The sequence below is a fragment of the Actinosynnema sp. CA-299493 genome, assembly GCF_050946825.1.
Classification (GTDB): Bacteria; Actinomycetota; Actinomycetes; order Mycobacteriales; family Pseudonocardiaceae; genus Actinosynnema.
On sequence record NZ_CP191993.1, the window covers coordinates 8,078,406 to 8,103,561 of the forward strand.

Here is a 25,156-nt window from a genome sequence, read left to right on the forward strand (position 1 = left end):
GGTGACCAACGGTGTCCGGAGAAGGGCCGAATCGCGAATGGACCGCTCGCGAGTGGACGATCCTCCCGCGGGCGCGAAAACGGCGGTGGGGCGGCGCCGCGACCGCGACACCGCCCCACCGCCGAACGTGCCCTACGAACAGCGGGCGATGATCAGCTCGCGCACGCGCTTCGCGTCCGCCTGACCCTTCGTCGCCTTCATCACCGCGCCGACGATCGCACCGGCCGCCGCCACCTTGCCGTCGCGGATCTTCGCCGCCACGTCCGGCTGCGCCGCCAGCGCCTCGTCCACCGCCTGCTCCAGCGCGGAGTCGTCCGAGACGACCTTCAGGCCACGCGCCTCGACGACCGCCTCGGGCTCGCCCTCGCCGTCCAGCACGCCGGTGACGACCTCGCGCGCCAGCTTGTTGGTCAGCTCACCGGAGTTCACCAGGCCGATCACCCGTGCGATCTGCGCCGGCGTGATGCCCAGCCCGGCCAACTCGACACCGCGGGCGTTGGCCTCCTTGGTCAGGTAGGCCACCCACCACGACCGGGCCTCGGCGGGCGTCGCGCCCGCCTCCACCGTGGCCGCCACCAGGTCCACCGCGCCGGCGTTGACCAGGTCGCGCAGCTCGGCGTCGGTCAGCGACCACTCCTGCCGCACCCGCTTGCGGCGCTCCCACGGCAGCTCGGGCAGCGTGCCGCGCAGCTCCTCCACCCACTCGCGCGAGGGCGCGATGGGCACCAGGTCGGGCTCCGGGAAGTACCGGTAGTCCTCCGCGGTCTCCTTCTTCCGGCCCGACGAGGTGGACCCCGTCGACTCGTCGAAGTGCCTGGTCTCCTGCGTGACCGTGCCGCCGCCGGCCAGCACCGCCGCCTGGCGGGTCATCTCGAACCGCACCGCCCGCTCGACGCTGCGCAGCGAGTTCACGTTCTTGGTCTCGGTGCGCGTGCCCAGCTCCCCCGAGCCCTTCGGGGACAGCGACACGTTCGCGTCGCACCGCAGCGAGCCCTGGTCCATCCGGACGTCGGACACGTCCAGCGCCTTGAGCAGGTCGCGCAACGCGGTCACGTACGCGCGCGCCACCTCCGGCGCCCGCTCGCCGGTGCCCGGGATCATCTTGGTGACGATCTCGATCAGCGGCACGCCGGCGCGGTTGTAGTCCAGCAGCGAGTGCTCCGCGCCGTGGATGCGCCCGTCCGAGCCGCCGACGTGCAGCGACTTGCCGGTGTCCTCCTCCATGTGCGCGCGCTCGATCTCGACCCGGAACAGCGAGCCGTCGTCCAGCGTCACGTCGAGGAAGCCGTTGAACGCGATCGGCTCGTCGTACTGCGAGGTCTGGAAGTTCTTCGGCATGTCCGGGTAGAAGTAGTTCTTCCGGGCGAACCGGCACCACTCCGCGATCTCGCAGTTGAGCGCCAACCCGATCCGGATCGCCGACTCCACCGCCACGCCGTTGACCGCGGGCAGCGCGCCCGGCATGCCCAGGCAGACCGGGCAGACCTGCGTGTTCGGCTCGCCGCCGAAGACGTTCGCGCAGCCGCAGAACATCTTGGTGTTGGTGTGCAGCTCGACGTGCACCTCCAACCCCAGCACCGGGTCGAAGCGCTCGACGACCTCGGCGTAGTCCATCAGCTCGTGCACCGACGTCATGCCTTGCCGTCCTTCCGCAGACCCCGCACGGCCAGCGCCGCGCCCGTGATCGCCACCAGGATGCTCGCCGCCGCGTTGGCCAGCGCGAGCTTGTCGTTCTTGCCGCGGGCCGCCTTCAACGTGGAGAACGCGCTGGTGGCCGCACCCGCGGCGCCGACCAGCGACAGGATCGTGCGTCCCCGCTTCACCGGGCACCCGCCAACTGCGGCACGCCGCTGATCACGGTCGCGCCCAGCGCCGCGTCCCGCGCCACCTCGTACGCCGCCGCCACCCGGTACATCCGGTGGTCCTGCAACGCGGGCGCCATGATCTGCAGGCCCACCGGCAGCCCGTCCTCGTCGGACAGTCCACTGGGAACGCTCATCGCGGCGTTGCCGGCCAGGTTCGCCGGGATCGTGCACAAGTCGGCCTTGTACATCGCCATCGGGTCGCCGGTGCGCTCGCCGATCGGGAACGCGGTGGTCGGCGTGGTCGGCGAGACCAGCACGTCCACGGTGGCGAACGCGGCGTCGAAGTCGCGGCTGATCAGCGTGCGCACCTTCTGCGCCGAGCCGTAGTAGGCGTCGTAGTAGCCCGACGACAGCGCGTACGTGCCGATCATGATGCGCCGCTTCACCTCGGGGCCGAAACCGGCCTCGCGGGTCAGCGACATGACCTCCTCGGCGCTGCGGGTGCCGTCGTCGCCCACCCGGATGCCGTAGCGCATCGCGTCGAAGCGGGCCAGGTTGGACGACGCCTCGCTGGGCGCGATCAGGTAGTACGCGGGCAGCGCGTAGTCGAAGCTCGGGCACGAGACCTCGACGACCTCCGCGCCCAGCTGCTTGAGCTGCGCCACGGCCGCCTCGAAGCTGCGCAGCACGCCCGCCTGGTAGCCCTCGCCGCTGAACTGGGTGACCACGCCGACGCGCACGCCGGACAGGTCGCCGTTCGCGCCCTCGCGCGCCGCCGCCACCACGGGCGGGACCGGCGCGTTGATCGAGGTGGAGTCCATCGGGTCGTACCCGGCGATGACCTCGTGCAGCAGGGCCGCGTCCAGCACCGTCCGGGCGCACGGCCCGGCCTGGTCCAGCGACGACGAGAACGCCACCAGCCCGTACCGGGAGACGCCGCCGTAGGTGGGCTTCACGCCGACCGTGCCGGTGACCGCGCCGGGCTGGCGGATCGAGCCGCCGGTGTCCGTGCCGATCGACAGCGGCGCCTGGAACGCGGCCAGCGCCGCCGCCGAGCCACCGCCCGAGCCGCCCGGGATGCGGTCCAGGTCCCACGGGTTGTGGGTCGGGCCGTACGCGGAGTTCTCGGTGGAGGAGCCCATCGCGAACTCGTCCATGTTGGTCTTGCCGAGGATCACCACGCCGGCTTCCTTCAGCCTGCGGGTGACCGTGGCGTCGTAGGGCGGCACCCAGCCCTCGAGGATCTTCGAGCCGACCGTGGTCGGCACGCCCTCGGTGGTGAGCACGTCCTTGAGCGCGATCGGCACGCCGGCCAGCGGACCGACCTGCGCGCCGGCGGCGATGTCGTCGTCGACCTTGCGGGCGGCGGTCAACGCGCCCTCGGTGTCGACGTGCAGGAACGCGTTGACCGCGCCGTCGACCTCGGCGATCCGGTCGAGGTGCGCCTGGGCCACCTCCACCGCGGAGACCTCGCGGCTCGCGATCTTGGCCGCCAGCTCGGCGGCCGTGCTGCGGATCAGGTCGGCGGTCATGCTTCCTCCCCCAGGATGCGGGGCACGCGGAAGCGGCCGTCCTCGGCGGCGGGGGCGCCCGCGAGCGCCTGCTGCTGACCGAGGCTGGGACGCACCACGTCCTCGCGGAACACGTTGGTCAGCGGAACGGCGTGCGAAGTGGGCGGGATGTCCGCGGTGGCGATGTCGCCCACCGTGGCCACCGACTGCAGGATCACGTCCAACTGGCCGGCGAACAGGTCCAGCTCGTCGTCGGTGACGGCGAGCCTCGCCAAGCGGGCCAGGTGCGCGACCTCGTCGCGGGAGATGCTGGGCACCTCGTCAACCCCCGTGGGTCGGTTTTTCGGATTTGGGACCTGCCGAGTCTATTGGCTGGTCAGGCCGACCTCCGACCGGGTTACCCGCGCTCGCGCGCGTGGGTGCGCGATTTTACCCGTGCGCAACGCCCCTGGTGGGTCGGAAAGCGAAGCTGCGTCTGCGAGAATCATCGGCCGGCGAGTTCCACCCCGATGCTCCACCACAGCCTTTGGAGGCGTGCACCGTGTCCTTCCTGATCCGGGTCCAGCTCCCGGACCGTCCCGGCACCCTGGGCGCGGTCGCCTCCGCGCTCGGCGCGATCGGGGCCGACATCCTCAGCGTGGACGTGGTGGAGCGCGGGGCGGGCCTGGCCATCGACGACCTGGTGGTCGAACTCCCCTCCGGGCGGCTGCCCGACGTGCTGATCACGGCCGCGGAGTCCATCGAAGGCGTCGAGGTGGACGCGGTCCGGCCGTACGCCGGCGTGCTGGACACCCACCGCGAGCTGGAGCTGGTGGAGGAGGTCGCCGAGGACCCCCGCAACGGGCTCGTGGTGTTCACCGAGGGCGTGCCGAAGATCATCCGGGCGGGGTGGGCGGTGGTCGTGTCGTGGGACGGCAGCACCATGCGCCGGCTGACCTCGTCCTCGGCCGCGCCGGAGACCAAGCTGCAGACCCCGCCGTGGCTCCCGCTGGCCCGCGCCACCGTGCTGGACGGCGAGGACCCGTGGGTCCCGGAGACGTGGCAGGAGCTGGGCACCGAACTGGCCGCCACCCCCCTGGGCAAACCGGACCGCGTCCTGCTGGTGGGCCGCCCGGGCGGCCCGATGTTCCGCGCCGCCGAAGTCGCCCGCCTCGCCCACCTGGCCGGCATCGTCTCCGTCGTCCTCCCCGACTAACCCGCGAGAGTCCTACCTCCACGGCGCGAGAGTCCTACGTTCGCGCACCCCGAGTTCAACGCTCACGCGTGGCGGCACCGTGCCCGAGCGTTGAATTCGGGGTACCTGAACGTAGGACTCTCGCGGGCTGGAGGTAGGACTCTCGCGGTGGGCTGGGGGTTCAGTCGTGGCAGCCCGTGGTGGCGATGGTGACGCCCAGGCCGATCATGGCCAGGCCGCCGGCGCCGCCCACCAGGGCCAGGCGGCGCGGTGAGCGGGCGAACCAGGTGCGCGCGGTGGCGGCGGCGAGGCCCCAGATGCTGTCGGACGCCACCGCGATGACGTTGAACACCAAGCCGAGCAGGAGCATCTGGGCGGCGACGTGACCTTGGGCGCGATCCACGAACTGCGGCAGCACGGCGGCGAAGAACACGATCGTCTTCGGGTTCGCCACGCCGACCGCGAAGCCCTCCCACAACGTGCGCAGCCCGCCCCGCGCCGGACCGCCGGCGGTGAACGTCGCGTGCATCGCCCCGCGCTGCCGCACCGCCCTCACCCCGAGGTGCACCAGGTACGCCGCGCCGGCCAGCTTCACCGTCGTGAACACGACCGCGGACCGCTCCACGACCGCCCCGACGCCGAACGCGACGGCCACGACCAGGGCACAAGCGCCGAGCGTGTTGCCCAGGACGGTGATCAACGCGGCACGACGACCCTGCGCCAACGCCCGCCCGACCACGAACAGGACGCTGGGCCCCGGGATCACGATCAGCAGGAACGACATGGCCGCGAAGGCGAGAAGCCGGTCGGTGGACACCATGGCGCAACGAAACCACGGCACCCGACCGCGCTACCAGCGCTTTTCCACGACCTGGAGAGCCAGCTCCACCAGCTGCGCGTTGCCCGCGGCCGGCGTGCCGTCACGCGAGGTGAGCGTGTCCTCCAGGCCGATGCGGGTGTCCAGCCCGCACGCCACCGCGTGGTCCAGCACCGGCCACGCGCTGTCGTCCTCACCGTGCAGCAGGACCGGCACCCCGAGCGGCGCGAGCAGGTCGACCAGCCGTGCCGCGTGCTCCGCGGTCTCTCCCGGCCGCACCTCCGCCAGCACCCGGACCGTCCCCGCGGGCACGCCGACGTCCAGCAACGTCCGCGCCGCCTCGACGTGGAACACCCCGAGCTCGACGCCGATGCCCGCCTCCCGCAACGCGGCGGCGACGTCGAGCCACCCGTCCTCGTGCACGTTGACCGACGCGAAGTCGGGACGTCCGGCGGCCAGCCCCTCCCACCCCCGCACCAGCTCCGCCCGCCGCACGGGGTCCGGCACGATCCACGCGCCGGTCGTCACGCCGATCGTCGCCCGCGCCACCGCCGCCCGCACCACGGACACCGAGGTCGCGACCTCCGGGCCGGCCAGCACCTCCAGTCCCACCACGTCACGCGGGTGCAGGTGGAACGACGTCACGCCCAGCTCGGCGCACGTCACGGCGTCGGCCGCCAGCTGCTGCGGCGTGATCGGCACACTCGGGTGGCTGCCCGGCTCACGGGCGCCGTTCAGACAGGCCTGGAGCACGGAACCCACCGAACCACACGGTGTTGGATACCGCCATGCCGACGCTGACCTCAGCCCTGCTGCGCCACCACGCGGGCGCCAAGTCGTACTGGCGCGGGCTGACCTACCGGGACGCCGTGGTCGACCTGGCCGTCCGCTCGCGGCACGTGGAAGGCGTCGTGGTCGGCGCGGCCGAGTACCGGGTGACGCTCCAGTGGGAGGACACCCGCCTGGACGGCGCGTGCACGTGCCCGTACGGGTCGCAGGGGTTCTTCTGCAAGCACTGCGTCGCGGTCGGCCTGGTGCTGCTGGAGCGCGGCCTGACCGTGCCGCCGCAGGACGCGGAGGACGAGGAGCTGCGCGTCCGCCTCGCCGAGCTCGACCACGCGACGCTGGTGGAGCTGCTCTACGACCGGGCCGCGCGGGACCGTTCGCTGCGCGACGAGATCATGCGAGTTCGAGGCTGAACCCGAGCGCGGTCACGTCGACGCCGGGCACGGGCCGCCAGTCGCGATCGGGCCGCCGGTGGAAACCCAGCCGCCGGTAGAGGCGGTGCGCCGTGGTCATGTGCTCGGAGCTGCTCATCACCAGCCGGTGCGCGCCCAGCTCACGCGCCCGCACGATCGCCGCGCGCACCAGCGCCTCACCGACCCCGCGCCCGCGTGCCGACGGGCTCACCGCCAGCATCCGGAACTCCACCTCGCCGTCCCGGCTGACCTCGGCGTACGGGGTGCCGGGCCGGACCACCGTGACGGTGCCGAGCACGGCGTCCCCGTCGTCCACCGCCACCAGCAGTTCCGCCTCGCGGGCGCGGGTGCGCGCGTCGACCAGCGTGTCGGCGTACCCGCCGGTGTGGCTGTCGATGTGGCGGTCGGCCCGGTAGGCGGCCACGGTGATCTCCCCCGCCGCCGCCCACTCGTCTTCCCTGGCGGGCCTCACCACGATGTCGGCCATCTGGTTCCCCTCTGCGTCATCGGACCGTCCCCGATTGTCGTCCAGCCAACTGCGCCGGCGGGCGTTCGATCAAGGTTTCGGCTGGATGTGGGGCGGATGCCGCGGGGGCACCTCCCGTCCGCCCGCAGGACCGCGGGCGGGATGATGTCGGGATGGCTCTTCCCGGTGCGATCGAACTGCCCGACGGCGCTCTGGTGCGTGGTCGCGGCCTGCGCAACCCCACTCCCGAGGGCACGCCCGACTACGGGCTGTACCTCGGTTCGCCCAGGATGCGGCGCGCGGTGATGGCGCGCGCGGACGCCCCTTCGTGGTCGCACGAGTGGGTCGAGTGGCCTGACTTCCGGTTGCCCAGGTCGACCGAGCACGCCGTGGCGCTGATCCGGGACCTGCACGCGCGGGCCGTGGCCGGCGAACGGGTCGAGGTGGCGTGCGGCGGGGGCGTCGGCCGGACCGGCACCGTGATCGCCTGCCTGGCCGTGCTGGCGGGCGTTCCGTCGGGTGACGCCGTGGCGTGGACGCGGACCCACTTCACCCGGCGCGCGGTGGAGACGCCCTGGCAGAAGCGCTGGGTGGCACGCTTCCCGCACGCCTGACGTGGTCCGGTCCGCGGTTCAGGCCCGGATCACGATCCGGGCCCGGGCCTCCGGGCCCGGGCCGCCGCCGAAGGCGCCCGACGAACCGTGCACCGGTTCGCCCACCAGCCGGACGGACCGCGCGGCACCACGTCCGGACCCGATAGCCGAACCCGAGCTGCCACTGGCGCGGACTGGGACATCGCGGGCGGTGCGGCCGGTGGGGTGCCTGGGGTGAGGTGGGCGGGGTGAGGTGGGCGGGGTGAGGTGGGCGGGGTGAGGTGGGCGGGGTGCTGGAGGTGGGTGGTGCGGGAGGGCGGGGTTGGTTGGCGGCCTCGTTGTTTCAACCGACGTTCGAGGGTGGCGGAAACAGCGTTTTGGTTTGGTACTCCTATCGTGATCACTCGGTCGTGGCGGGGGTAGTCGGAGAAGTCGCTGGTGGGGCTTCGGTGATGGTGGCGACCGCCGTGGCGGCTTCCGGGCCGTCGGCCAGCAGGACGCGGAAGCCGGCTTCGTCCAGGATCGGGACCTTCAGCTGCTCCGCCTTGTCCGCCTTGGAACCCGGGGACTCGCCGACGACGACGAACGCGGTCTTCTTCGACACCGCGCCCACCGCCTTGCCGCCGCGCGACAGGATCGCCTCCTTGGCCTCGTCCCGCGAGAACGTCTCCAGCGAACCCGTCACCACGATCGACAGCCCCTCCAGGGTGCGGGGGACCGAGGTGTCCCGCTCCTCCGCGGTGCGCACGCCGGCGGCTTGCCACCTGGCCACGACCGCCTGCCGCCACGGGGTCTCGACCCACTCGCGCACGGCGGTGGCGATGGTCGGCCCGACGCCCTCCGCGGCGGCCAGTTCCTCCTCCGTCGCCGCGACGACGCGCGACAGGGAGCCGAACTCCCGCGCCAGGGCACGGGCGGCGGTGGGGCCCACGTGGCGGATGGACAGGGCGACCAGGACCCTCCACAGTGGACGCTGCTTGACCACCTCCAGGTTGTCCAGCAGCTTCACCGCGTTCGCGGTCAGGTCGCCGTCCTTGGTGCGGAACAGGTCGACCTGCCCCAGCTTGTCCGCGTCGAGGTCGAACAGGTCGCCCTCGTCGGCGTACACCGGGGAGTCGACCAGGGCCGCCGCCGCCTCGAACCCGAGCACCTCGATGTCCAACGCCGACCGCGACGCCAGGTACGCCAGGCGCTCGCGCAGCTGCCCCGGGCACCCCGCCGCGTTGGGGCACCGGATGTCGACGTCCGCCTCCTTCATCGGGCGCAACGCGTGGCCGCACTCGGGGCAGGTCAACGGCATCTCGAACGGGCGGGCGTCGTCCGGGCGGGCGTCGATCACCGGACCCAGCACCTCGGGGATCACGTCACCGGCCTTGCGGATCACGATGCGGTCGCCGATGAGCACGCCCTTGCGCTTGACCTCGGCGGCGTTGTGCAGGGTGGCGCGGGCGACCGTCGAACCCGCCACCTTCACCGGCTCCATCACGGCGAACGGCGTCACCCGACCCGTGCGCCCGACCTGCACCTTGATGTCCAGCAGGGTGGTCGTGGCCTCCTCCGGCGGGTACTTGAACGCGATCGCCCACCGCGGCGCGCGGGACGTGCTGCCGAGCCGCCGTTGCAACGACACCTCGTCCACCTTGACGACGACGCCGTCGATCTCGTGCACGGCGTCGTGCCGGTGCTCGCCCCAGTGCGCGACGTGCGCGCCGATCTCCTCGAACGTGCCCAGCACGACGGTGTGCGGCGACACCGGCAGCCCCCACGCCCGCAGCGCCTCGTACGCCGACGACTGCCGGGTCAGCTCGAACCCCTCGCGCTTGCCCAGCCCGTGGCAGATCATCCGCAGCCGGCGCGACGCGGTGACCTTCGGGTCCTTCTGCCGCAGCGACCCGGCGGCGGTGTTGCGCGGGTTCGCGAAGGGCGGTTTGCCGGCTTCCACGAGCCGCGCGTTGAGCTCCAGGAAGTCCTCCACGGCGAAGAACACCTCGCCGCGCACCTCGACCAGCGCGGGCACCGGGTACTCGTCCGTGCCGGTCAACGTCTCCGGCACGTCCGGCAGGGTGCGGACGTTGAGCGTGACGTCCTCGCCGGTCCGCCCGTCGCCGCGGGTCAGGGCCCGGACCAGGCGCCCGTGCTCGTAGAGCAGGTTGATCGCCAACCCGTCGATCTTCAGCTCGCACAGGAAGTGGGCGTCCGCGCCGACCTCCTTGCGCACCCGCTCGTACCAGCCTTGCAGCTCCTCGGCGGAGAACACGTTGTCGAGGCTGAGCATCCGCTCCAGGTGGTCGACCGCCTTGAACTCGGTCGAGAACGTGCCGCCGACGAGCTGGGTGGGCGAGTCCGGGGTGGCGAGCCCGGGGTGCGCCCGCTCCAGCGCCTCCAGCTCCCGCAGCAGCGCGTCGAACTCGCCGTCACCGACCGTCGGCGAGTCGAGCACGTAGTAGCGGAACTGGTGCCCGCGCACCACCTCGGCCAGCGCGGCGTGCTCCTCGCGCACGCGGGCGGGCACGTCCTCGACGCCCTCGGCGGGGGCCTGGGTCGGGTTCAACGAGTCGTCGCTGGTCACGGCCTGAGGGTAACCAGGGGGTCCGACATCCTCAGGAGGGTTCCCCGACCATCGCGCGGACCAGTTCGCGGAACTCCAGCAGGCCGATCGTGCCCTCCGGCTCGGCGGACGCCGTTTCCACCCGGCCGAGTCGTTCACCGGCCAGTCGCTCACCCAGCGTGACGTCCAGGGGGAGGAACGTCATGGTCTGCCTGGCCTTGTCGTCGAGGCCGGCGAACTCGGGGTGGTAGACGGCGACGTCCACCAGGCCGTCCGAGACCTGGGCGACCACGCGCACGTCGGCCAGCCGCATCCGGCGCGGTCCGAGGTTGATGGTGACCAGGGTCGGGTCCGGCACCGCGGGCACCGAGTCGTGGTACTCCCAGATCATGTCCTCGGGCGGCGCGGCCCCGATCCACGCGTCGGTGTAGGGCCGCAGCCTCGGGTCCTCACGGCTGGTGATCACCAGGGCGTAGATCGCGCGGTGGCCGCGTTCGAGGGAGAACTCCAGGTCGGGGTGCATGGCGGCGACCATCGCGCCGAGGTCGCCCTCCACCCGGTACGACTCGCCGTCGCCCAGGGCCGCGCTCACGGTGGGCAGCAGCTCGAACCACTCCTGCCAGAACGCGACCGCGGCTTCGGCCGGGTTGGGCAGGTGGACGGGTTCGGGCTCGGGCCCGGTGCGGCGGCGGAACCAGCTCATGTCCCTCATTGAACTACGGCCGGACTACGGCTGCGCCGAACCGCGCCGGGCGGCCACCGCGAGCAGTTCCGCCGCGGGTCCGACCAGCTTGCGCCCACCCGGCCACACGGCGCGCAGCACGCGTCGCAGGTCGAGCTCCGCCGGCACCTCGACCAGCCGGCCCTCGGCGAGGTCGACGCCCACCGCGAGCACGCTGAGCGCGGCGGGCGCGACCCCGGCGACCACCGCGCCGCGCACCGCGGTGGTGGAGCCGAGCTCCAACGCGGGCGGGCACGCGTCCGGCAACGCCCGGTCCAGCGTGTCGCGGGTGCCGGAGCCGCGTTCCCGCATCACGAGGGGTGTGGCGGCCAGTTCCGGCGCGGTGAGCGGTCGACGCCCGCGGCACCACGGGTGACCGGGCGCGACGACCACCGCGAGCCGGTCCACGGCCACTTTGCGCGACGAAAGGCCTGGCAGCGGGCCTGGCGCTTCGACGAAGCCGAGGTCGACCACGCCGTCGCGGACGAGTGCGCCGACCGTCTCCGAGTTCGTCACCCGCAGTCCGACGCGCAGGTCGGGTCGGGCGCGGCGCAGTTCGGCGATCCAGCTCGGCGCGAGGTGCTCGGCCACGGTCATGCTGGCGGCGACCCTCAGCTCGGCCTCCCGCGCCGACCGCAGCGCCCGCGCGCCCTCCACCAGGCCCGCGACCTCGTCCAGCACCCGCCGTGCCCGTTCGGTCACGACCACGCCCGCGGGGGTGAGCACGGAGCCGCGCCGTCCCCGGTCGACCAGCACGACGCCGAGGCGCCGTTCCAGGGTGGACAGCCGCTTGCTCGCCGACGGTTGCGCGACGCCCAGCTCCGCGGCGGCCCGGCCGAGGCTGCCCAGCTCCCCGACGAGCACCAGCAGGCGCAACGAATCGAGGTCCGGGGTCATAGCCACAGGGTATGACCCCGGAGCCGACGGCCGCCTACCGGAAGCGCGCGCGTGGACGGAGGCTGGGCGGTGTGCTGATCGCCGCGTTGGTCCTGGGTGTGCTGGTGGGTGGGCGCCTGCCGGATCTGTCGGGCGTCACGCGCCGGTTGCTGCGCGCCGGGGTGGTGCTCCTCGGTCTGCGGCTGTCGGTCGGGCAACTGCTCGACCTGGGGCCCGGCGTCCTGGTCGCGATCGTGGTGACGGTCTCGGTGACGTTCTTCGGCACGGTGGCGCTGGGCCGCCTGCTGGGCCTGCCGCGTGGCCTGTGCGTGCTGGTGGCCGCCGGTTTCTCGATCTGCGGCGCGTCGGCCATCGCCGCCGTCGAGGGCCGGGTGGACCGCGAGGACGGGCACGTGGCCACCAGCATCGCCCTCGTCACGCTCTACGGCACGCTGGCGATGATCGCGCTGCCGCTGCTGGACGCCTCGCCGCAGTGGATCGGGCTGAGCGTGCACGAGGTCGCGCAGGTGGCCGCCGCCGCGCCGGCCGGCGGTGTGGCGACGGCGATGGCGGTGAAGCTGGGCCGGGTGGCGTTGTTGGCGCCGATCGTGGCCGGTGTCGGTGGTCGCGGCGCTCCGCCGGTGCCCGGCTTCCTGCTCGGTTTCCTGGCGTTGATGCTGGTCAGCCCCTTGGTGCCGACGGCTGTCGTGGACGTGGCCGGCACCGCGACGACCATCGTGCTGGCCGCCGCGCTGTTCGGCCTGGGCACGTCGGTGCGGCCCGGGAGCCTCGTGCGGACCAGCCCCAAGGCGCTGCTCCTGGGGCTGCTCGCCACGCTCCTGGTGTGCGGGACGGGTTACCTGTCGCTGCGGGTGGTGTGAGCGCGCAGCAGGTCGGCGTTCAGGCGGGCGATGGTGGTCAGCGGGATGCCCTTGGGGCACGCCGACGTGCACTCGCCGGTGTTCGTGCAGCCGCCGAAGCCCGACGCGTCGTGCTCGGCGACCATGTCCCGCGCCCGCGAGTACCGCTCCGGCTGACCCTGCGGCAGCACGCCGAGGTGCGTGGTCTTGGCGGCGGTGAACAGCATCGCGGACCCGTTGGGGCACGCCGCCACGCACGCGCCGCAGCCGATGCACGCCGCCGCCTCGAACGCCGTGTCCGCGTCCGGCTTGGGCACGGGTGTCGCGTGCGCGTCCGGCGCGGACCCCGTCGGCACGCTGACGTACCCGCCGGCCGCCACGATCCGGTCGAACGCCGACCGGTCCACCACCAGGTCGCGCACCACCGGGAACGGCTCGGCCCGCCACGGCTCCACGGTCACCACGTCGCCGTCGCGGAAGTGCCGCAGGTGCAGCTGGCACGCCGTGGTGGCCTTCTCCGGCCCGTGCGCCATCCCGTTGATCATCATCCCGCACGCGCCGCAGATGCCCTCGCGGCAGTCGTGGTCGAACGCCACCGGCTCCTGCCCGGACGTGATCAACCGCTCGTTGAGGACGTCCAGCGCTTCCAGGAACGACATGTCCGGCGAGAGGTCGTCCAGGTGGTACTCCACCAGCCGGCCGGTGGCGCCGCTCTGCCGCCAGATCCGCAGGGTCAGCTTCACGAGTAGCTCCGGGTGCTCGGCGTGACGTGCTCGAAGACCAGCTCTTCCTTGTGCAGCACGGGCGGCCGGCCCACGCCCGTGTACTCCCACGCGGCGACGTACGAGTAGTTCGCGTCGTCCCGCGCCGCCTCGCCGTCCGGGGTCTGGCTCTCCGACCGGAAGTGGCCGCCGCACGACTCCGCGCGGTGCAGGGCGTCCACGCACATCAGCTCCGCCAGCTCGAAGAAGTCCGCGACCCGGCCGGCCTTCTCCAGCTCCTGGTTCAGCCGCTCGCCGGCGCCGGGCACCTTCACCCGCTGCCAGAACTCGTCGCGCAGCTCCGGGATGCGCTCCAACGCCTTGCGCAGCCCCGCCTCGTCGCGCTCCATGCCGCACTCGTCCCACATCAGCCTGCCCAGCTCGCGGTGGAACGACTCGACCGTGCGGTCGCCGTCCACGGCCAGCAACGTCTTCACCCGTCCGCGCACCTCGGACACGGTGTCGGCGACGACCGGGTGGCTGTCGTCGACCGCGTCGAACGGCGCGTCGGCCAGGTAGTCCCCGATCACGCCGGGCAGCACGAAGTAGCCGTCCGCCAGGCCCTGCATCAACGCCGACGCGCCCAGCCGGTTCGCGCCGTGGTCGGAGAAGTTCGCCTCGCCGATCACGTACAGGCCGGGGATCGTGGAGCGCAGGTCGTAGTCCACCCACAATCCACCCATCGTGTAGTGCACGGCCGGGTAGATGCGCATCGGCGTCCGGTACGGGTCGTCGCCGGTGATGCGCTGGTACATCTCGAACAGGTTCCCGTAGCGCTGTTCGACGGCGAGCGCGCCGAGGCGCCCGACGGCGTCGGCGAAGTCCAGGTAGACGCCGCGCTTCTCGTCGGAGATGTTCTTGGCCGCCCGTGACGCGATGTCGCGCGGCACGAGGTTGCCGAACGCCGGGTACATGCGCTCCAGGAAGTAGTCCCGGTCGGCCTCGGGGATGTCGTTCGGCGCACGGGTGTCGTGCGGGTCGCGCGGCACCCACACGCGGCCGTCGTTGCGCAGGGATTCACTCATCAGCGTGAGCTTCGACTGGTGGTCGCCGCTGATCGGGATGCACGTCGGGTGGATCTGGGTGAAGCACGGGTTCGCGAACAGCGCGCCGCGCCGGTGCGCCCGCCAGATCGCGGTGGTGTTGCAGCCCTTGGCGTTGGTGGAGAGGTGGAACACGTTGCCGTAGCCGCCGGTGGCGAGCACGACGGCGTCCGCGAAGTGGGTGGACACCGCGCCGCTGACGAGGTCGCGCACCACGATCCCGCGCGCCCGGCCGTCCACCACGACGAGGTCCAGCATCTCGGTGCGCGGGTGCATCTCGACGCGGCCGGCGGCGATCTGGCGCTCCAACGCCTGGTAGGCGCCGAGCAGCAGTTGCTGTCCGGTCTGGCCTCGGGCGTAGAACGTGCGGGAGACCTGCGCGCCGCCGAACGAGCGGGTGTCGAGCAGGCCGCCGTACTCGCGCGCGAACGGCACGCCCTGCGCCACGCACTGGTCGATGATCTCGACGCTGATCTGCGCCAACCGGTGCACGTTCGACTCGCGGGAGCGGAAGTCGCCGCCCTTGACGGTGTCGTGGAACAGCCGGTGCACGCTGTCGCCGTCGTTGCGGTAGTTCTTGGCCGCGTTGATGCCGCCCTGCGCGGCGATGCTGTGCGCGCGGCGCGGGCTGTCCTGGTAGCAGAACGACTTGACCTGGTAGCCCAGCTCGGCCAGCGTCGCCGCGGCCGAGCCGCCCGCGAGGCCCGTGCCGACCACGATCACGCTGCGGTTGCGCCGGTTCGCGGGGTTGACCAGCCGGGCGGAGAAGCGGCGGCGGTCCCAGCGGGCTTCGATCGGGCCGACCGGCACGCGCTGGTCGGCGATCGGGGCGCCTTCGGAGAAGAACATGTCAGCTCACCAATCCGGTGAAGACGGCGAAGGGAACGGAGAGGAAACCGGCGCAGATCACCACGGCGACGCCGAGGCCGATCACGCGCGAGGTGGTGACGCCGAGGGTCTGGGTGGCGCTCCACACGCCGTGGCGGATGTGGAAGCCCAGGGCCAGCACGGCGACCGAGTACGCCAGCACCACGTACCAGTGCCGGAAGTCGGCGACCACGTTCGCGTGGATCTCGCCGGGCACGCCGTGGGGGTTGAGCCACCCGACGGTGAGGTCGAGCAGGTGGTAGACCACGAACAGGGCGATGATCACGCCGCCCCAGCGCATCGTGCGGGCCGCGTAGCTGCCCTGGACCCGTCTGCGGTGCTCGTACCGGCCCCTGGCCTTGCGCGCTCTGGCGGTCAGTTGATAGGCGGCGACGAAGTGCAGCGCCACGCAGGCCAGGAGCACCACCCGGGTCGGCCAGACCGCGCCGATCTCGCGCAGCCAGCGGCCGTAGCCGTCGATCGCGTCCGCACCGGAGAAGACGGTCAGGTTGCCGAGCATGTGCACGACGACGTACAGCAGCAGGCCGGCACCGGTGACCGCCATGACGACCTTCTTGCCGACGGTGGTGCGGTAGAGCCCGATCGTGTCCACGTCGCTGACGCTAGGAACCGGGGTGACGAGTCGTCCAATACATCGTGAGCTGCCTGAAGATAGCCTGGGGCTATGACGCTCCAGCAGCTCGTGTACTTCCTGGCAGTGGCCCGGACGCGGCACTTCACGCGGGCGGCGGCGGAGGCGCGTGTGGCGCAGCCCTCACTGTCCAAGCAGATCCACGCGTTGGAGAAGGAGCTGGGCGCGGAGCTGTTCAGCCGGGCGCGCGGGAACGTCACGCTGACGCCGGCGGGCGAGGCGCTGCTGCCAGTGGCCGCCCGGATCCTGTCCGATGTGGACACGGCGCGGCTGGAGGTGGCCGAGCTGGTGGGGCTGCGGCGGGGGCGGGTGCGGGTGGGCGCGACGCCGAGCCTGTGCGTGAGCCTGTTCGCGGACGTGATCAAGCGGTACCACGACGCCTACCCGGGCATCCAGGTGTCGGTGACGGAGGGCGGGTCGCGAGACCTGGTGGCGGCGTTGGAGGCGGGGCAGCTGGACCTGGCGCTGGTGATCGTGTCGCCGGCGGACGCCGACCGGGCGCTGACCGTGGTGCCGGTGCTGCGGGAGGAGCTGGTGGTGGCGTCGGCGTCACCGCTGGGGGTGACCCGGATGCCGTTGACGGACCTGCGCGACCAGCCGCTGGTGATGTTCCGACCGGGCTACGACCTGCGGGAGACGACGTTGGCGGCGTGCCGGCAGGCGGGGTTCGAGCCGCGGTTCGCGGTGGAGGGCGGGGAGATGGACGCCGTGCTGCGGTTCGTGGAGGTGGGGTTGGGGGTGGCGATCGTGCCGAGCACGGTGCTGGCCACGCGGTCGTTGCACGGCACGGCGTTGACGCCGGCGACGACCCGGACGGTGGCGCTGGCGCACCGGACGGACGTGGCGCCGACGTCGGCCGGGCGGGCGTTCCAGAGCGTGCTGCTGGCGTTCCTGCGCGAGGCGGAAATGCCCTCGGGGGTTCACCTGGTGGGGCCGTAGGGTGCCGTGTCGTGCTGATCCGACGCGAGACCGCCGCAGACGTCCAGGTCATCCACGACGTGACGGAGGCCGCGTTCGCGGCGCGACCGGGCGGTGAGGCGGGGCTGGTCGGCGCGCTGCGGGCGGATCCGGGGTGGATCCCGGCGTTGTCGCTGGTCGCCGAGGTGGGCGGCGCGGTCGTCGGTCACGTGGTGTGCACGCGCGGCTCGGTCGGCGGCGCTCCCGCCCTGGGCCTCGGCCCGCTGAGCGTGCTGCCCGCCCACCAGCGTTCCGGCGTCGGCAAGGCTCTCGTGCACACCGTCCTGGGTGCCGCGGACGCCTTGGACGAGCCCCTGGTCGTCCTGCTGGGCGACCCGGCGTACTACTCGCGCTTCGGCTTCGTCCCGGCGTCCACCTACGGCATCACCCCGCCGGACCCGGACTGGACCCCGTACTTCCAGGCCCGCGCCCTCACCGCGCACTCCCCCGACCTCACCGGTCCCTTCACCTACGCCGCGCCGTTCGCCGACCTCTAGGTCACCAGTCCTCGGGCGGTTCCACGAACGCCTTGCCCACGTCCCGGGTCAGCGCCAGCGCCCGCCGCACCCACTTCTCGCTCGCGCCCGCCATGCCGCACGTCGGCGTCGGCACCGCGTGCGTGCCGAGGATCGAGCGCGGGAAACCGAGCCGGTCCACCAGGTCCAGCGCGGGCTGGGCCAGCGACCTCAGCGTCTGCTTCGTGGTCGGGTCGGTGCTCGGGGCCAGGCCGAGGAACAGCTGGGTCTTCTCCTCCCACGCCTCGCCGATCTCGTCCCACATCGTGTCGTCCAGGACGGTGAGGTCGAACGACACGGCCCGCGCACCCGCCTCGCGCAGCAACTTGACCGGCGGCTTCGACGCGCAGCAGTGCACGATCACGTCCGCGTCGACGCCGTCGATCACGGCCTGGAGCAGGGCGCGCGCGTCCGGCTCGGGAACCGCGGCGACCGTGCCCAGCTTGGACGGCGTCGGCAGCAGGCCGTGCAGCACGGCGGGCAGGCCGGGTTCGTCCAGCTGCACGACGACCTTCGCGCCGGTGCGCTTGGCGACCTCGGCGACGTGCCGGTTGAGCCCTTCGACCAGCGACTGGGTGTACTCGCGCAGCGCGCCCTTGTCGGTCAGCACTCGGTGGCCGCGCGCCAGCTCGACGCTCGCCGCGAGCGTCCACGGTCCGGTGGACTGCACCTTGACGACCGGCGGCGGCACGGGGTCGGCGGCCTCCTCGAACGCGTCCAGGTCGCGGCGCAGCAGGTCCACCGCGCGGCGGTGGTCCTTGCCGGGGTGCGCGGCGCTCCGCCAGCCGGACGGGACCACCTCGACCGGGAGGTCGACCAGGAGCGCGGCGGTGCGGCCGATCATGTCCGCGCCGACGCCCCGCGCGGGGAGTTCGGGCAGGTGGGGAAGGTCGGGGAGTTCGCCGAGAACGATCCTGGCGGCCTCCAGCGGGTCGGTTCCGGGTAGCGAGCCGATGCCGGTTGCGGCGCCGGCGGACCAAGGGAGGGCATCCACCCGCACAGTCTCCCACCACGGGCGCCGGACCGTTCGGAACCGAAAAGGTCTAGACCCATTGACGAAATGGTCCAGTCCACTTACGGTCACCATGTCGGTGCCGACGGTGTTCGCGGGCACCGCCACGACGTGGTGTGGGGGCGTGCCGCGCCCCGCGCTCCCGCACCACTCCCACCCCGTCCCCCTGCACGGGAGTTCGACCTGCCGGCGGGCAGCACGCCCGGCTCGTACTGGGACGCCACGCTGACCAGCGGCGGCTCGCACCACACGTTCACCAACCGCGAGTACAACGGCGGCTTGGCGGCGGGCGCGTCCACGTCGTTCGGGTTCCTGGTGAACGGCTCCGGCGTGCCCGCCAACTGCAAGCTCAACGGCCAACCCTGCACCGGCGGCACGACGACCACGACCACCACCACGACCACTTCGGACCAGCCACCTCTCCCCGGCAGCCTGAAGTCGGCGCCGTACGTGGACGTCACCATGCCGACCCCGTCGCTGGAGTCGGTCGCCCGTGCCACCGGCCAGAAGGTGTTCACCCTCGCCTTCGCGCTGGCGGACAGCAGTGGCTGCAACCCGTCGTGGGGCGGCACGATCCCGTTGGACGACAGCCGGATCATCGACGACGTACGCGCCTTGAAGGCGTTGGGCGGCGACGTGATCGTGGCGACCGGTGGCGCGGCCGGGCCTTACCTGGAGTATTCGTGCCCCACCGCCGACGCGCTGCTGGCCGCGTACAAGAAGGTCCTCGACGCCGTCGGCAGCAACCACCTGGACGTGGACGTCGAGGCCGCCATCCCGCACGACGTGGTGAACACCGCGTTGAAGCGCCTGCAAACCGAGCGCGGCACGTCGATCAGCTACACGATGCGCGTGCAGGGCGACGACTACGGCATGGACCCGTACTCGGTGCAGATCCTGCAGAACGCCGCCGCCAAGGACCTGACCGTCCTGGTCAACCCGATGACCATGGAGTTCGGCTCCTCCCGCCCGGACTGGGGCGACGCCGTCATCGCCGCCGCGGAGAGCAGCCTGCGCCAGATGAAGCAGATCTGGCCCGCCAAGTCGGACGCGGAGCTGAAGCGCCTGCTCGGCGTGACCCCGATGATCGGCCGCAACTTCAACGGCAAGGTCTTCACCCAGGCGCATGCGCGCAAACTCGTGACGTGGGCCAACACGAACCGCATCGGCCTGCTGGGCTTCTGGTCGGTGGGCCGTGACAACGGCAACTGCCCGGGCGGCGGCATCTCGCCGACGTGCAGCAGCATCAGCCAGACCCAGTACGAGTTCACCAACATCTTCAAGGGCTTCACCGCCTGACCTGCCCAGACACCACCGGTTGAACGAACCGATCCGGACCTCACGCCACAGCCCGACCGGTCACCGGACCTCCACCACCTCGAACAGCTCCGTGAAACCCGCCGGGGCGAACGCCGTCACGCACCGGCGATGAACGCCGCACCCGGCCGCAACCGGCCCTCTATCACCCGACCGAGCGCGAAGAACAACGCCAGCAGCACGATGTCGTCCACGTTCGTCACCGCGAACAACCCGACCGCGCGGATGATGTCCAGCACCCGTGAACCCTAAGGTGCGGGCATGAACGGACCCGCGGAGATGCTCGCCAACGACGCCGCGTCGACCGCCCTGGGCATCCGGGCGCTCGAACTCGGCGACGGCACGGCCAAGCTCGCCATGACCGTCACCGGCCAGATGGTCAACGGTCACGGCATCGGGCACGGCGGGTACGTGTTCCTGCTCGCCGACACCGCCTTCGCCTGCGCGTGCAACCGCCACGGCTCGGTGACCGTGGCGGCGCAGGCGGAGATCGACTTCATCGCCCCCGTGCACGAGGGGGACGAGCTGGTGGCCGAGGCGGTGCAACGGGCGCGGTTCGGGCGCAGCGGGATCTACGACATCACCGTGCGCCGCGGCGACCAGGTGGTGGCCGAGTTCCGCGGCCGGAGCCGGACCCTCAGGCCGAACGGCGCAGACCCAGCACCTGGAGGGTGATGAACCCGAGCACGGCGACCGCCTGGGCGACGATCAGGAGAACGCCGAGCCCGGTCACCGGGAACCACCCGGCGAACGCGGTCAGGAAGCTGTCCAGCACCCACACCGAATTACCGATCACCACCACCGCGACCAGTGGGCGAATGGGCCGCAGGCCGAGCAGGAAGACGCCCACACCGTAGGCGACGAGAAATGCGCCGAGCCCGATCACCAGACCTCGCGGCAATCCCAGCGGGAGGTCGAAGAGCAGGGCCAGCAGGCCGAGCCCGCCCGACCCGACACCGTCGAGCTTGAGGGCGAAGCGGAGGAGACCGTCGTGGCGGACCTGAGTTGTCGTCATGGCTCGAAAGCTAGGGTCGGCGGCACTGCCGGCGGAACGCCGAACACTGCCAACGCCTGCCAGTCACACCGCTTCGACCTGTGCGAACAAGTCTTCGGCCACCAGCTTCGCCCCCGCGTTCTGCCAGTTGTGCAGGGTCCGCTCCGGCACCTGGTTGACGAACCACGCCAGCGCCCGCCGCGCCTCCGGGTCGAGCCCCTCGCGCTTGGTCCGCCTGCTGTACGGCCGAATACCGACCACGTAGTAGAAGTACAGCGCGTTGTAGTGCCGCCACTCATCACTGGTGCCGAATTCACCGTCACGCGGTTTGAGCCGGCAGATGCCCTCCAGCAACAACGACTTCAACTCGGCCGCGCGTTCCAGCGGTTGGTCCGACGCGCCCCGGGCGGCGAGCCGGGCGTCGATCACCGGCAATTCCGTCAACGGGCTGGCGACCAACTTCCCGAGGTCGCCGTAATTGCTCAACGCCCGCCTGGTCAGCTTCACGAACTCGGTCGGGTCCAGCGGCGCACGGCGCGGCAACGCCTCGGCCGCGTCACGCAGCTCGGCCCGCGACGCGGCCACCTCCGGCACCGCGACCCGGTCCACCAACAACGCCAGCGGGTTGGCCAGCACCTGCACCGCGATCGCGGCGGCGACCGTGCCGAACAGCAGCGGCACCAGCCGGTCGTCCAGGAACAACGCCACCTGCCCGCCGAACACCGCCGCCAGCCCGGCCGACGTGAGCAGCGAGCGCACCATGTCCGCCCGGATCGCCTCGCCCTCGTCGAACGCGTCCGACACCGCCACGACCACGCCGAACACCAGCAGGTCGACCCCGGCCGACGCGATCACCAGCGGCTCGGGCAGCACGTCCACCAGCAACAACGCGCAGCTGAGCCCGAACAGGACCGTCGCCGCGCCCAACAACGCCCGACGAACCCGCAGGCACAGCACCAGGGCCGCCGCCAACGGGACCAGCACCACCACGGGCGCGAAGCAGGCCGCCACCAGCAACGGCAGCGCGCCGTACCGCCACCAGCGGTCGTAGCGCACCGGCAGCCAGCACACGACGACCCCGGTCCACGCCACCGCGGGCACCACCATCACCACCGTCGAGAGCGGCTCCGGCAGGACGATCGCCAGCGCGTAGGCGGACAACCCGACCGAGGCCCGCTGGAGCAGGCGCTTGCGGGGATCGCGCACGAGCAGGTAGAGCCCGAGCCACCAGGCCAGGCCGAACGTCACCACCGAGACCGCGATCACCCGGAGATCCTACGGTTGCACGTGCTGGGACGATGTCCTCCATGCCGCTCGAGCTGACGCTCCACAAGGCCGCCGAAGAGCTCGAACGCGGTGACTTGGCCAGTGTCCTGCGGGCACGACAACGGTTGGTCGGGCTGGTCGGCAGCTACCCCGACCGGCTCGACCTGCGGGAGCGCCTCGCCGAGGTGTACCGGCTGCTCGGCGACGCGGCGCAGGCCGGCCGGTGGAGCTACCTGTCCCAGGTGCGCGACGAGGCGGAGACAGCGGCGTTCGAACGCGCCTACCGCACACCGCTGGCACGGCTGACCGCCATGAACTGGTCCAGCGGCGAGGCAGGCGCCTCGACCGAGACCGCGCGGGAACGGCTGGTGGCGTTGCGGAACGCGGCCAACGACCAGCTGCACGCCGAGCTGTCGGTGGCCGACGACCGCGACTCGTCGTGGCGCACGAACGTGTTCGTGCTGATGGGCATGGTGATCGTGCTGCTGTGCTTCGTCGTCGGCGCGGTGACGCTGGTCATGTGGGTCTACAGGTGGTTCACCGGATGAGCGCATGCTGGGAGGCATGACCCCCGACGTCGCCGCCGCCGCTGACCGCATCCGCCCACACGCCCGCCGCACCCCGTTGTGGCACACCGAGGTCGACGGCCGGCCGATCGCGTTCAAGCTCGAACACCTCCAGCTCACCGGCTCGTTCAAGCTGCGCGGCGCGCTCAACACCCTGCTCGCCTCCGGTTCACCGGATCGCGTGGTCACGGCGTCCGGCGGCAACCACGGCCTGGGCGTCGCCAAGGCCGCGCAACTGCTCGGGCTGCACGCCACGGTGTTCGTGCCGGTCAACGCGCCGGAGGGCAAAGTACGCCGGATCGAGGCCGCGGGCGCGAAACTGATCCGACACGGCGACACCTACGCCGAGGCCGTCCTGGCCGCCCGCGAGACACCCGGCTTCTACGTCGAGGCCTACAACGACCCGATCGTCGTCGCAGGTCAGGGCACCGTGGCCGCCGAGGTGATCGAGGACGCGCCAGACGTGGACGCCATCGTGGTCGCCGTGGGCGGCGGCGGCCTGGCCGCGGGCACCGCCCTGGCCTCGGGTCGCCTCACCGTCGCGGCGGAACCGGACCGGTGCTGCGCCCTGCACCACGCCCTGAACGCGGGCCAACCGGTCGACTCGGAGGTGGACTCGATCGCCGCGTCAGCCCTGGGCGCCACCCGAGTGGGCGAAGTGCCGTTCGACATCCTGAGCACCCACCCGGTGACCTCCGTCCTCGTCCCCGACCAGGCAACCCTGTCCGCCCGCGACCGGCTCTGGGAAGACTTCCGGCTGGCCGTCGAACCGGCAGCCGCCGTCCCGTTCGCCGCCTGGCTGGCCGGCCAAGTACCAGGCGACCTCGCCTGCGTAGTCCTCTGCGGCGCCAACACCGACTGGACCCCGTAAACACCGACCGGGCAACCACACGGGCAAGGCCACCCCGCCCACAACGGACCCACAACCACCCACGTAGGCCCGATTTGACATGGGTTCGGGTGCTTTAGGCTGGTCGAAGCCGGGCAGGCTTGGCGGACGCTCTTCCCGCCGGGCCTGCCCGGCTTTGGCCTGCCTGGAGTGCCCGTAAGGGCCCCATGTCACATCGAGCCGGACTCGCGCGAGTCAATCCAGCCGGCTCGCACCACCAAGCCCTACAAACCCCTCAACGACATTCCGTCACCCGCTCGGCGGACCCCCGCTCCACCGCCCCCAGCTCGGCAGCCCCCCGATCCCGATCCGGCGCCACCCGCCCCCGCGACACGCCTGCCTGCGGCGGCACCTCGACCTCCAGCGCGAGCGCCGGGTCGAGCCGCTCCACCCGTTCCACCATGGCCTCGACCTCGGCGATCAGGTCGGCCCACTCGGGTCGGTGCAGGCGCTCCCGGACCACCCAGCGCAGCGTGCGAACTTCCGCGCGCAGCCGTTCGAACTGCTCCGCGTCGAGACGTTGCGCGGACGGGTGGTCGAGCTTGCTCGAGAGCACCCTCACCCGGATCCCGATGTCCACCAGCGACCTCCGGCGTCGTGCGTTGTCATACGGCACGCACGCAGTGTCGCAGGCGACACCGACAAAACAACAAACCGGACCTCACTGCGTCGCACTTATGGTCGCGCTGGCGAGCACCAGGTCGCCCGCGACCGCGTCCTCCCGGTACACCGCAACCGCCTGACCAGGGGCGACGCCGCTCAACGGCTCGCGCAAGTGGACCAGCAGCTCGCCGTCGACGACTTCGGCCACCGCAGGCGCGAGACCGCCGTGCGCCCGCACCTGCGCCACGCACTCCACCGGACCATCAAACGTGATCCGCGTCACAGGCCGCTGCGCGACGATCTCGGTGACCTGGAGCTTCTCCGCCGCGCCGACCCGCACGGTGCCGCTCACCGGCTCCAGCGACAGCACGTACCGGGGCCGCCCGTCGGGCGCGGGCGCGTCGATGCCCAGGCCCTTGCGCTGGCCGACGGTGAACTCGTGCACGCCCACGTGCCGTCCGAGCACGGCACCGGTCTCGTCGTCCACCAGGACGCCGGGCTGCTCACCCAACCGCCGCGTCAGGAAGCCCTGGGTGTCGCCGTCAGGGATGAAGCAGATGTCGTGGCTGTCGGGCTTCTCCGCGACCTGGAGCCCGCGCTCGGCGGCCTCGACGCGCACCTGCGCCTTGGTCGAGTCGCCCAGCGGGAACATCGCGTGCGCCAGCTGCTCGCGCGTCAACGACGCCAGCACGTACGACTGGTCCTTGCCGTCGTCGGCCGAGCGGCGCAGCTCCAGCACGCCGTCCACAGTGGACAGGCGGGCGTAGTGCCCGGTGGCGACCGCGTCGAAGCCGAGCGCGATCGCCTTGTCCAGCAACGCCTCGAACTTGATCTTCTCGTTGCACCGCAGGCACGGGTTGGGCGTGCGGCCGGCCGCGTACTCGGCCACGAACTCGTCCACGACCTCCTCGGTGAACCGCTCCGCGAAGTCCCAGACGTAGAACGGGATGCCGAGCACGTCCGCCGCGCGTCGCGCGTCGCGGGCGTCCTCGATGGTGCAGCAGCCGCGCGCCCCGGTGCGCAACGTGCCGGGCTTCGCCGACAGCGCCAGGTGCACGCCGGTCACCTCGTGCCCCGCCGCCACCGCCCGCGCCGCAGCCACGGCGGAATCCACCCCGCCGCTCATCGCCGCCAGCACCCGCAT

General features: G+C 72.1%; 29 protein-coding genes. 10 read left to right on the forward strand and 19 right to left on the reverse strand.

Translation table 11 applies throughout. The features are described 5' to 3' along the window. Positions 1–132 precede the first annotated feature (132 nt). The 4 genes from gatB to gatC are packed head-to-tail and all read right to left on the reverse strand — an operon-like array spanning position 133 to position 3,633. Entirely contained in the window at positions 133–1,635 is a 1,503-nt protein-coding gene (gene gatB, locus ACQPYE_RS34420; RefSeq protein WP_498717260.1) for an Asp-tRNA(Asn)/Glu-tRNA(Gln) amidotransferase subunit GatB, read from the reverse strand. Continuing rightward, positions 1,632–1,823 (reverse strand): hypothetical protein, encoded by a 192-nt coding sequence (locus ACQPYE_RS34425; protein WP_498717261.1) that lies wholly within the window; start codon positions 1,821–1,823, stop codon positions 1,632–1,634. The genes gatB and ACQPYE_RS34425 overlap by 4 nt, the downstream gene beginning before the upstream one ends. Next, positions 1,820–3,337 (reverse strand): Asp-tRNA(Asn)/Glu-tRNA(Gln) amidotransferase subunit GatA, encoded by a 1,518-nt coding sequence (gene gatA / locus ACQPYE_RS34430; RefSeq protein WP_498717262.1) that lies wholly within the window; start codon positions 3,335–3,337, stop codon positions 1,820–1,822. Before gatA ends, ACQPYE_RS34425 begins: the two co-directional genes overlap by 4 nt. Then, positions 3,334–3,633 (reverse strand): Asp-tRNA(Asn)/Glu-tRNA(Gln) amidotransferase subunit GatC, encoded by a 300-nt coding sequence (gene gatC, locus ACQPYE_RS34435; RefSeq protein ID WP_015104569.1) that lies wholly within the window; start codon positions 3,631–3,633, stop codon positions 3,334–3,336. The genes gatA and gatC overlap by 4 nt, the downstream gene beginning before the upstream one ends. 224 nt (positions 3,634–3,857) lie before the next feature. On the opposite strand from gatC, the gene ACQPYE_RS34440 reads away from it, so the two are divergent. Next, positions 3,858–4,511: an ACT domain-containing protein gene (locus ACQPYE_RS34440; RefSeq protein ID WP_498717263.1), complete on the forward strand. Its 654-nt coding sequence runs from the start codon at positions 3,858–3,860 to the stop codon at positions 4,509–4,511. Positions 4,512–4,671: 160 nt separating this feature from the next. Here ACQPYE_RS34440 and ACQPYE_RS34445 read toward each other — a convergent pair whose 3' ends face one another. After that, positions 4,672–5,310 (reverse strand): LysE family translocator, encoded by a 639-nt coding sequence (locus tag ACQPYE_RS34445; RefSeq protein ID WP_498717265.1) that lies wholly within the window; start codon positions 5,308–5,310, stop codon positions 4,672–4,674. 30 nt (positions 5,311–5,340) lie between these two features. Beyond that, positions 5,341–6,069, reverse strand: coding sequence for a 3-keto-5-aminohexanoate cleavage protein (locus tag ACQPYE_RS34450; protein ID WP_498717266.1), 729 nt, complete (start codon positions 6,067–6,069; stop codon positions 5,341–5,343). A 26-nt stretch (positions 6,070–6,095) separates the two neighbouring features. Here ACQPYE_RS34450 and ACQPYE_RS34455 point away from each other — a divergent pair, with 26 nt between their 5' ends. After that, complete coding sequence (locus tag ACQPYE_RS34455) at positions 6,096–6,506, forward strand: SWIM zinc finger family protein (RefSeq protein ID WP_201437051.1); 411 nt, start codon at positions 6,096–6,098, stop codon at positions 6,504–6,506. Here the strand turns inward: ACQPYE_RS34455 and ACQPYE_RS34460 are convergent. Further along, positions 6,487–6,993, reverse strand: a complete 507-nt coding sequence (locus tag ACQPYE_RS34460; protein WP_498717267.1) for a GNAT family N-acetyltransferase — start codon at positions 6,991–6,993, stop codon at positions 6,487–6,489. The genes ACQPYE_RS34455 and ACQPYE_RS34460 overlap by 20 nt on opposite strands. A 152-nt stretch (positions 6,994–7,145) precedes the next feature. Here ACQPYE_RS34460 and ACQPYE_RS34465 point away from each other — a divergent pair, with 152 nt between their 5' ends. After that, complete coding sequence (locus tag ACQPYE_RS34465; protein WP_498717268.1) at positions 7,146–7,586, forward strand: phosphatase domain-containing protein; 441 nt, start codon at positions 7,146–7,148, stop codon at positions 7,584–7,586. 379 nt (positions 7,587–7,965) lie between these two features. Here the strand turns inward: ACQPYE_RS34465 and ligA are convergent, their stop codons facing one another. Genes ligA through ACQPYE_RS34480 form a run of 3 tightly spaced genes read right to left on the reverse strand, consistent with a single transcriptional unit; the run spans position 7,966 to position 11,731 of the window. Then, entirely contained in the window at positions 7,966–10,134 is a 2,169-nt protein-coding gene (gene ligA, locus ACQPYE_RS34470; protein WP_498717269.1) for an NAD-dependent DNA ligase LigA, read from the reverse strand. Positions 10,135–10,165: 31 nt separating this feature from the next. Then, entirely contained in the window at positions 10,166–10,816 is a 651-nt protein-coding gene (locus ACQPYE_RS34475; RefSeq protein WP_498717270.1) for a hypothetical protein, read from the reverse strand. A 24-nt stretch (positions 10,817–10,840) separates the two neighbouring features. Further along, a complete protein-coding gene (locus ACQPYE_RS34480; RefSeq protein ID WP_498717271.1) occupies positions 10,841–11,731 on the reverse strand; it encodes a LysR substrate-binding domain-containing protein in 891 nt (296 codons plus the stop codon). An 11-nt stretch (positions 11,732–11,742) separates the two neighbouring features. On the opposite strand from ACQPYE_RS34480, the gene ACQPYE_RS34485 reads away from it, so the two are divergent. Continuing rightward, entirely contained in the window at positions 11,743–12,591 is an 849-nt protein-coding gene (locus ACQPYE_RS34485) for a YeiH family protein (RefSeq protein ID WP_498717272.1), read from the forward strand. On the opposite strand, the gene ACQPYE_RS34490 is transcribed toward ACQPYE_RS34485, so the two are convergent. Genes ACQPYE_RS34490 through ACQPYE_RS34500 form a run of 3 tightly spaced genes read right to left on the reverse strand, consistent with a single transcriptional unit; the run spans position 12,567 to position 15,854 of the window. Beyond that, positions 12,567–13,313, reverse strand: a complete 747-nt coding sequence (locus ACQPYE_RS34490; protein ID WP_498717273.1) for a succinate dehydrogenase/fumarate reductase iron-sulfur subunit — start codon at positions 13,311–13,313, stop codon at positions 12,567–12,569. The two genes, ACQPYE_RS34485 and ACQPYE_RS34490, sit on opposite strands and share 25 nt — an antisense overlap. Continuing rightward, complete coding sequence (locus ACQPYE_RS34495) at positions 13,310–15,223, reverse strand: fumarate reductase/succinate dehydrogenase flavoprotein subunit (RefSeq protein WP_498717274.1); 1,914 nt, start codon at positions 15,221–15,223, stop codon at positions 13,310–13,312. Before ACQPYE_RS34495 ends, ACQPYE_RS34490 begins: the two co-directional genes overlap by 4 nt. Position 15,224: 1 nt before the next feature. Further along, positions 15,225–15,854: a succinate dehydrogenase cytochrome b subunit gene (locus tag ACQPYE_RS34500; protein WP_498717275.1), complete on the reverse strand. Its 630-nt coding sequence runs from the start codon at positions 15,852–15,854 to the stop codon at positions 15,225–15,227. Between the two features lie 72 nt (positions 15,855–15,926). Between ACQPYE_RS34500 and ACQPYE_RS34505 the strand changes: the two genes are divergently transcribed. Together ACQPYE_RS34505 and ACQPYE_RS34510 are read left to right on the forward strand one after the other, a co-directional pair. Beyond that, entirely contained in the window at positions 15,927–16,832 is a 906-nt protein-coding gene (locus tag ACQPYE_RS34505) for a LysR family transcriptional regulator (RefSeq protein WP_498717276.1), read from the forward strand. An 11-nt stretch (positions 16,833–16,843) separates the two neighbouring features. Continuing rightward, positions 16,844–17,347, forward strand: a complete 504-nt coding sequence (locus ACQPYE_RS34510) for a GNAT family N-acetyltransferase (protein ID WP_498717277.1) — start codon at positions 16,844–16,846, stop codon at positions 17,345–17,347. A gap of 1 nt (position 17,348) precedes the next feature. On the opposite strand, the gene ACQPYE_RS34515 is transcribed toward ACQPYE_RS34510, so the two are convergent. Next, positions 17,349–18,359, reverse strand: a complete 1,011-nt coding sequence (locus ACQPYE_RS34515; RefSeq protein WP_498717279.1) for a methionine synthase — start codon at positions 18,357–18,359, stop codon at positions 17,349–17,351. A gap of 129 nt (positions 18,360–18,488) precedes the next feature. Here ACQPYE_RS34515 and ACQPYE_RS34520 point away from each other — a divergent pair, with 129 nt between their 5' ends. Continuing rightward, complete coding sequence (locus ACQPYE_RS34520) at positions 18,489–19,676, forward strand: cellulose binding domain-containing protein (protein WP_498717281.1); 1,188 nt, start codon at positions 18,489–18,491, stop codon at positions 19,674–19,676. A gap of 116 nt (positions 19,677–19,792) precedes the next feature. Here the strand turns inward: ACQPYE_RS34520 and ACQPYE_RS34525 are convergent, their stop codons facing one another. Continuing rightward, positions 19,793–19,933 (reverse strand): hypothetical protein, encoded by a 141-nt coding sequence (locus ACQPYE_RS34525; protein ID WP_498717282.1) that lies wholly within the window; start codon positions 19,931–19,933, stop codon positions 19,793–19,795. Positions 19,934–19,955: 22 nt separating this feature from the next. On the opposite strand from ACQPYE_RS34525, the gene paaI reads away from it, so the two are divergent. Further along, positions 19,956–20,369 carry a hydroxyphenylacetyl-CoA thioesterase PaaI gene (paaI, locus tag ACQPYE_RS34530; protein WP_498717283.1) on the forward strand — a complete coding sequence of 138 codons (414 nt, stop codon included), beginning with the start codon at positions 19,956–19,958 and terminating at the stop codon, positions 20,367–20,369. Here the strand turns inward: paaI and ACQPYE_RS34535 are convergent. Both ACQPYE_RS34535 and ACQPYE_RS34540 read right to left on the reverse strand, forming a co-directional pair. Further along, positions 20,332–20,709, reverse strand: coding sequence for a hypothetical protein (locus ACQPYE_RS34535; RefSeq protein WP_498717284.1), 378 nt, complete (start codon positions 20,707–20,709; stop codon positions 20,332–20,334). The two genes, paaI and ACQPYE_RS34535, sit on opposite strands and share 38 nt — an antisense overlap. Before the next feature lie 63 nt (positions 20,710–20,772). After that, complete coding sequence (locus ACQPYE_RS34540; RefSeq protein WP_498717285.1) at positions 20,773–21,954, reverse strand: hypothetical protein; 1,182 nt, start codon at positions 21,952–21,954, stop codon at positions 20,773–20,775. A gap of 41 nt (positions 21,955–21,995) precedes the next feature. Between ACQPYE_RS34540 and ACQPYE_RS34545 the strand changes: the two genes are divergently transcribed. Continuing rightward, positions 21,996–22,502, forward strand: a complete 507-nt coding sequence (locus ACQPYE_RS34545; protein ID WP_498717286.1) for a DUF6584 family protein — start codon at positions 21,996–21,998, stop codon at positions 22,500–22,502. A 16-nt stretch (positions 22,503–22,518) separates the two neighbouring features. Continuing rightward, the gene (locus ACQPYE_RS34550) at positions 22,519–23,391 is read left to right on the forward strand and encodes a serine/threonine dehydratase (protein WP_498717287.1); all 873 of its coding nucleotides are present in this window, start codon (positions 22,519–22,521) and stop codon (positions 23,389–23,391) included. A gap of 253 nt (positions 23,392–23,644) precedes the next feature. On the opposite strand, the gene ACQPYE_RS34555 is transcribed toward ACQPYE_RS34550, so the two are convergent. Together ACQPYE_RS34555 and mnmA are read right to left on the reverse strand one after the other, a co-directional pair. Further along, complete coding sequence (locus ACQPYE_RS34555; protein WP_498717288.1) at positions 23,645–24,025, reverse strand: hypothetical protein; 381 nt, start codon at positions 24,023–24,025, stop codon at positions 23,645–23,647. 45 nt (positions 24,026–24,070) lie between these two features. Next, positions 24,071–25,156 (reverse strand): tRNA 2-thiouridine(34) synthase MnmA, encoded by a 1,086-nt coding sequence (gene mnmA, locus ACQPYE_RS34560; RefSeq protein ID WP_498717289.1) that lies wholly within the window; start codon positions 25,154–25,156, stop codon positions 24,071–24,073.

Excerpts from the sequence above, each read along its gene's own strand:
- ACQPYE_RS34465 (WP_498717268.1), top strand. The coding sequence starts at position 7,146 with ATGGCTCTTCCCGGTGCGATCGAACTGCCCGACGGCGCTCTGGTGCGT.
- paaI (WP_498717283.1), top strand. The coding sequence starts at position 19,956 with ATGAACGGACCCGCGGAGATGCTCGCCAACGACGCCGCGTCGACCGCC.
- ACQPYE_RS34505 (WP_498717276.1), top strand. The coding sequence starts at position 15,927 with ATGACGCTCCAGCAGCTCGTGTACTTCCTGGCAGTGGCCCGGACGCGG.
- ACQPYE_RS34455 (WP_201437051.1), top strand. The coding sequence starts at position 6,096 with ATGCCGACGCTGACCTCAGCCCTGCTGCGCCACCACGCGGGCGCCAAG.
- gatA (WP_498717262.1), bottom strand. The coding sequence starts at position 3,337 with ATGACCGCCGACCTGATCCGCAGCACGGCCGCCGAGCTGGCGGCCAAG.
- ACQPYE_RS34495 (WP_498717274.1), bottom strand. The coding sequence starts at position 15,223 with ATGTTCTTCTCCGAAGGCGCCCCGATCGCCGACCAGCGCGTGCCGGTC.
- ACQPYE_RS34550 (WP_498717287.1), top strand. The coding sequence starts at position 22,519 with ATGACCCCCGACGTCGCCGCCGCCGCTGACCGCATCCGCCCACACGCC.
- ACQPYE_RS34460 (WP_498717267.1), bottom strand. The coding sequence starts at position 6,993 with ATGGCCGACATCGTGGTGAGGCCCGCCAGGGAAGACGAGTGGGCGGCG.
- ACQPYE_RS34485 (WP_498717272.1), top strand. The coding sequence starts at position 11,743 with ATGACCCCGGAGCCGACGGCCGCCTACCGGAAGCGCGCGCGTGGACGG.
- ACQPYE_RS34535 (WP_498717284.1), bottom strand. The coding sequence starts at position 20,709 with ATGACGACAACTCAGGTCCGCCACGACGGTCTCCTCCGCTTCGCCCTC.
- ACQPYE_RS34475 (WP_498717270.1), bottom strand. The coding sequence starts at position 10,816 with ATGAGCTGGTTCCGCCGCCGCACCGGGCCCGAGCCCGAACCCGTCCAC.
- ACQPYE_RS34445 (WP_498717265.1), bottom strand. The coding sequence starts at position 5,310 with ATGGTGTCCACCGACCGGCTTCTCGCCTTCGCGGCCATGTCGTTCCTG.
- gatB (WP_498717260.1), bottom strand. The coding sequence starts at position 1,635 with ATGACGTCGGTGCACGAGCTGATGGACTACGCCGAGGTCGTCGAGCGC.
- ACQPYE_RS34545 (WP_498717286.1), top strand. The coding sequence starts at position 21,996 with ATGCCGCTCGAGCTGACGCTCCACAAGGCCGCCGAAGAGCTCGAACGC.
- mnmA (WP_498717289.1), bottom strand. The coding sequence starts at position 25,156 with ATGCGGGTGCTGGCGGCGATGAGCGGCGGGGTGGATTCCGCCGTGGCT.
- ACQPYE_RS34480 (WP_498717271.1), bottom strand. The coding sequence starts at position 11,731 with ATGACCCCGGACCTCGATTCGTTGCGCCTGCTGGTGCTCGTCGGGGAG.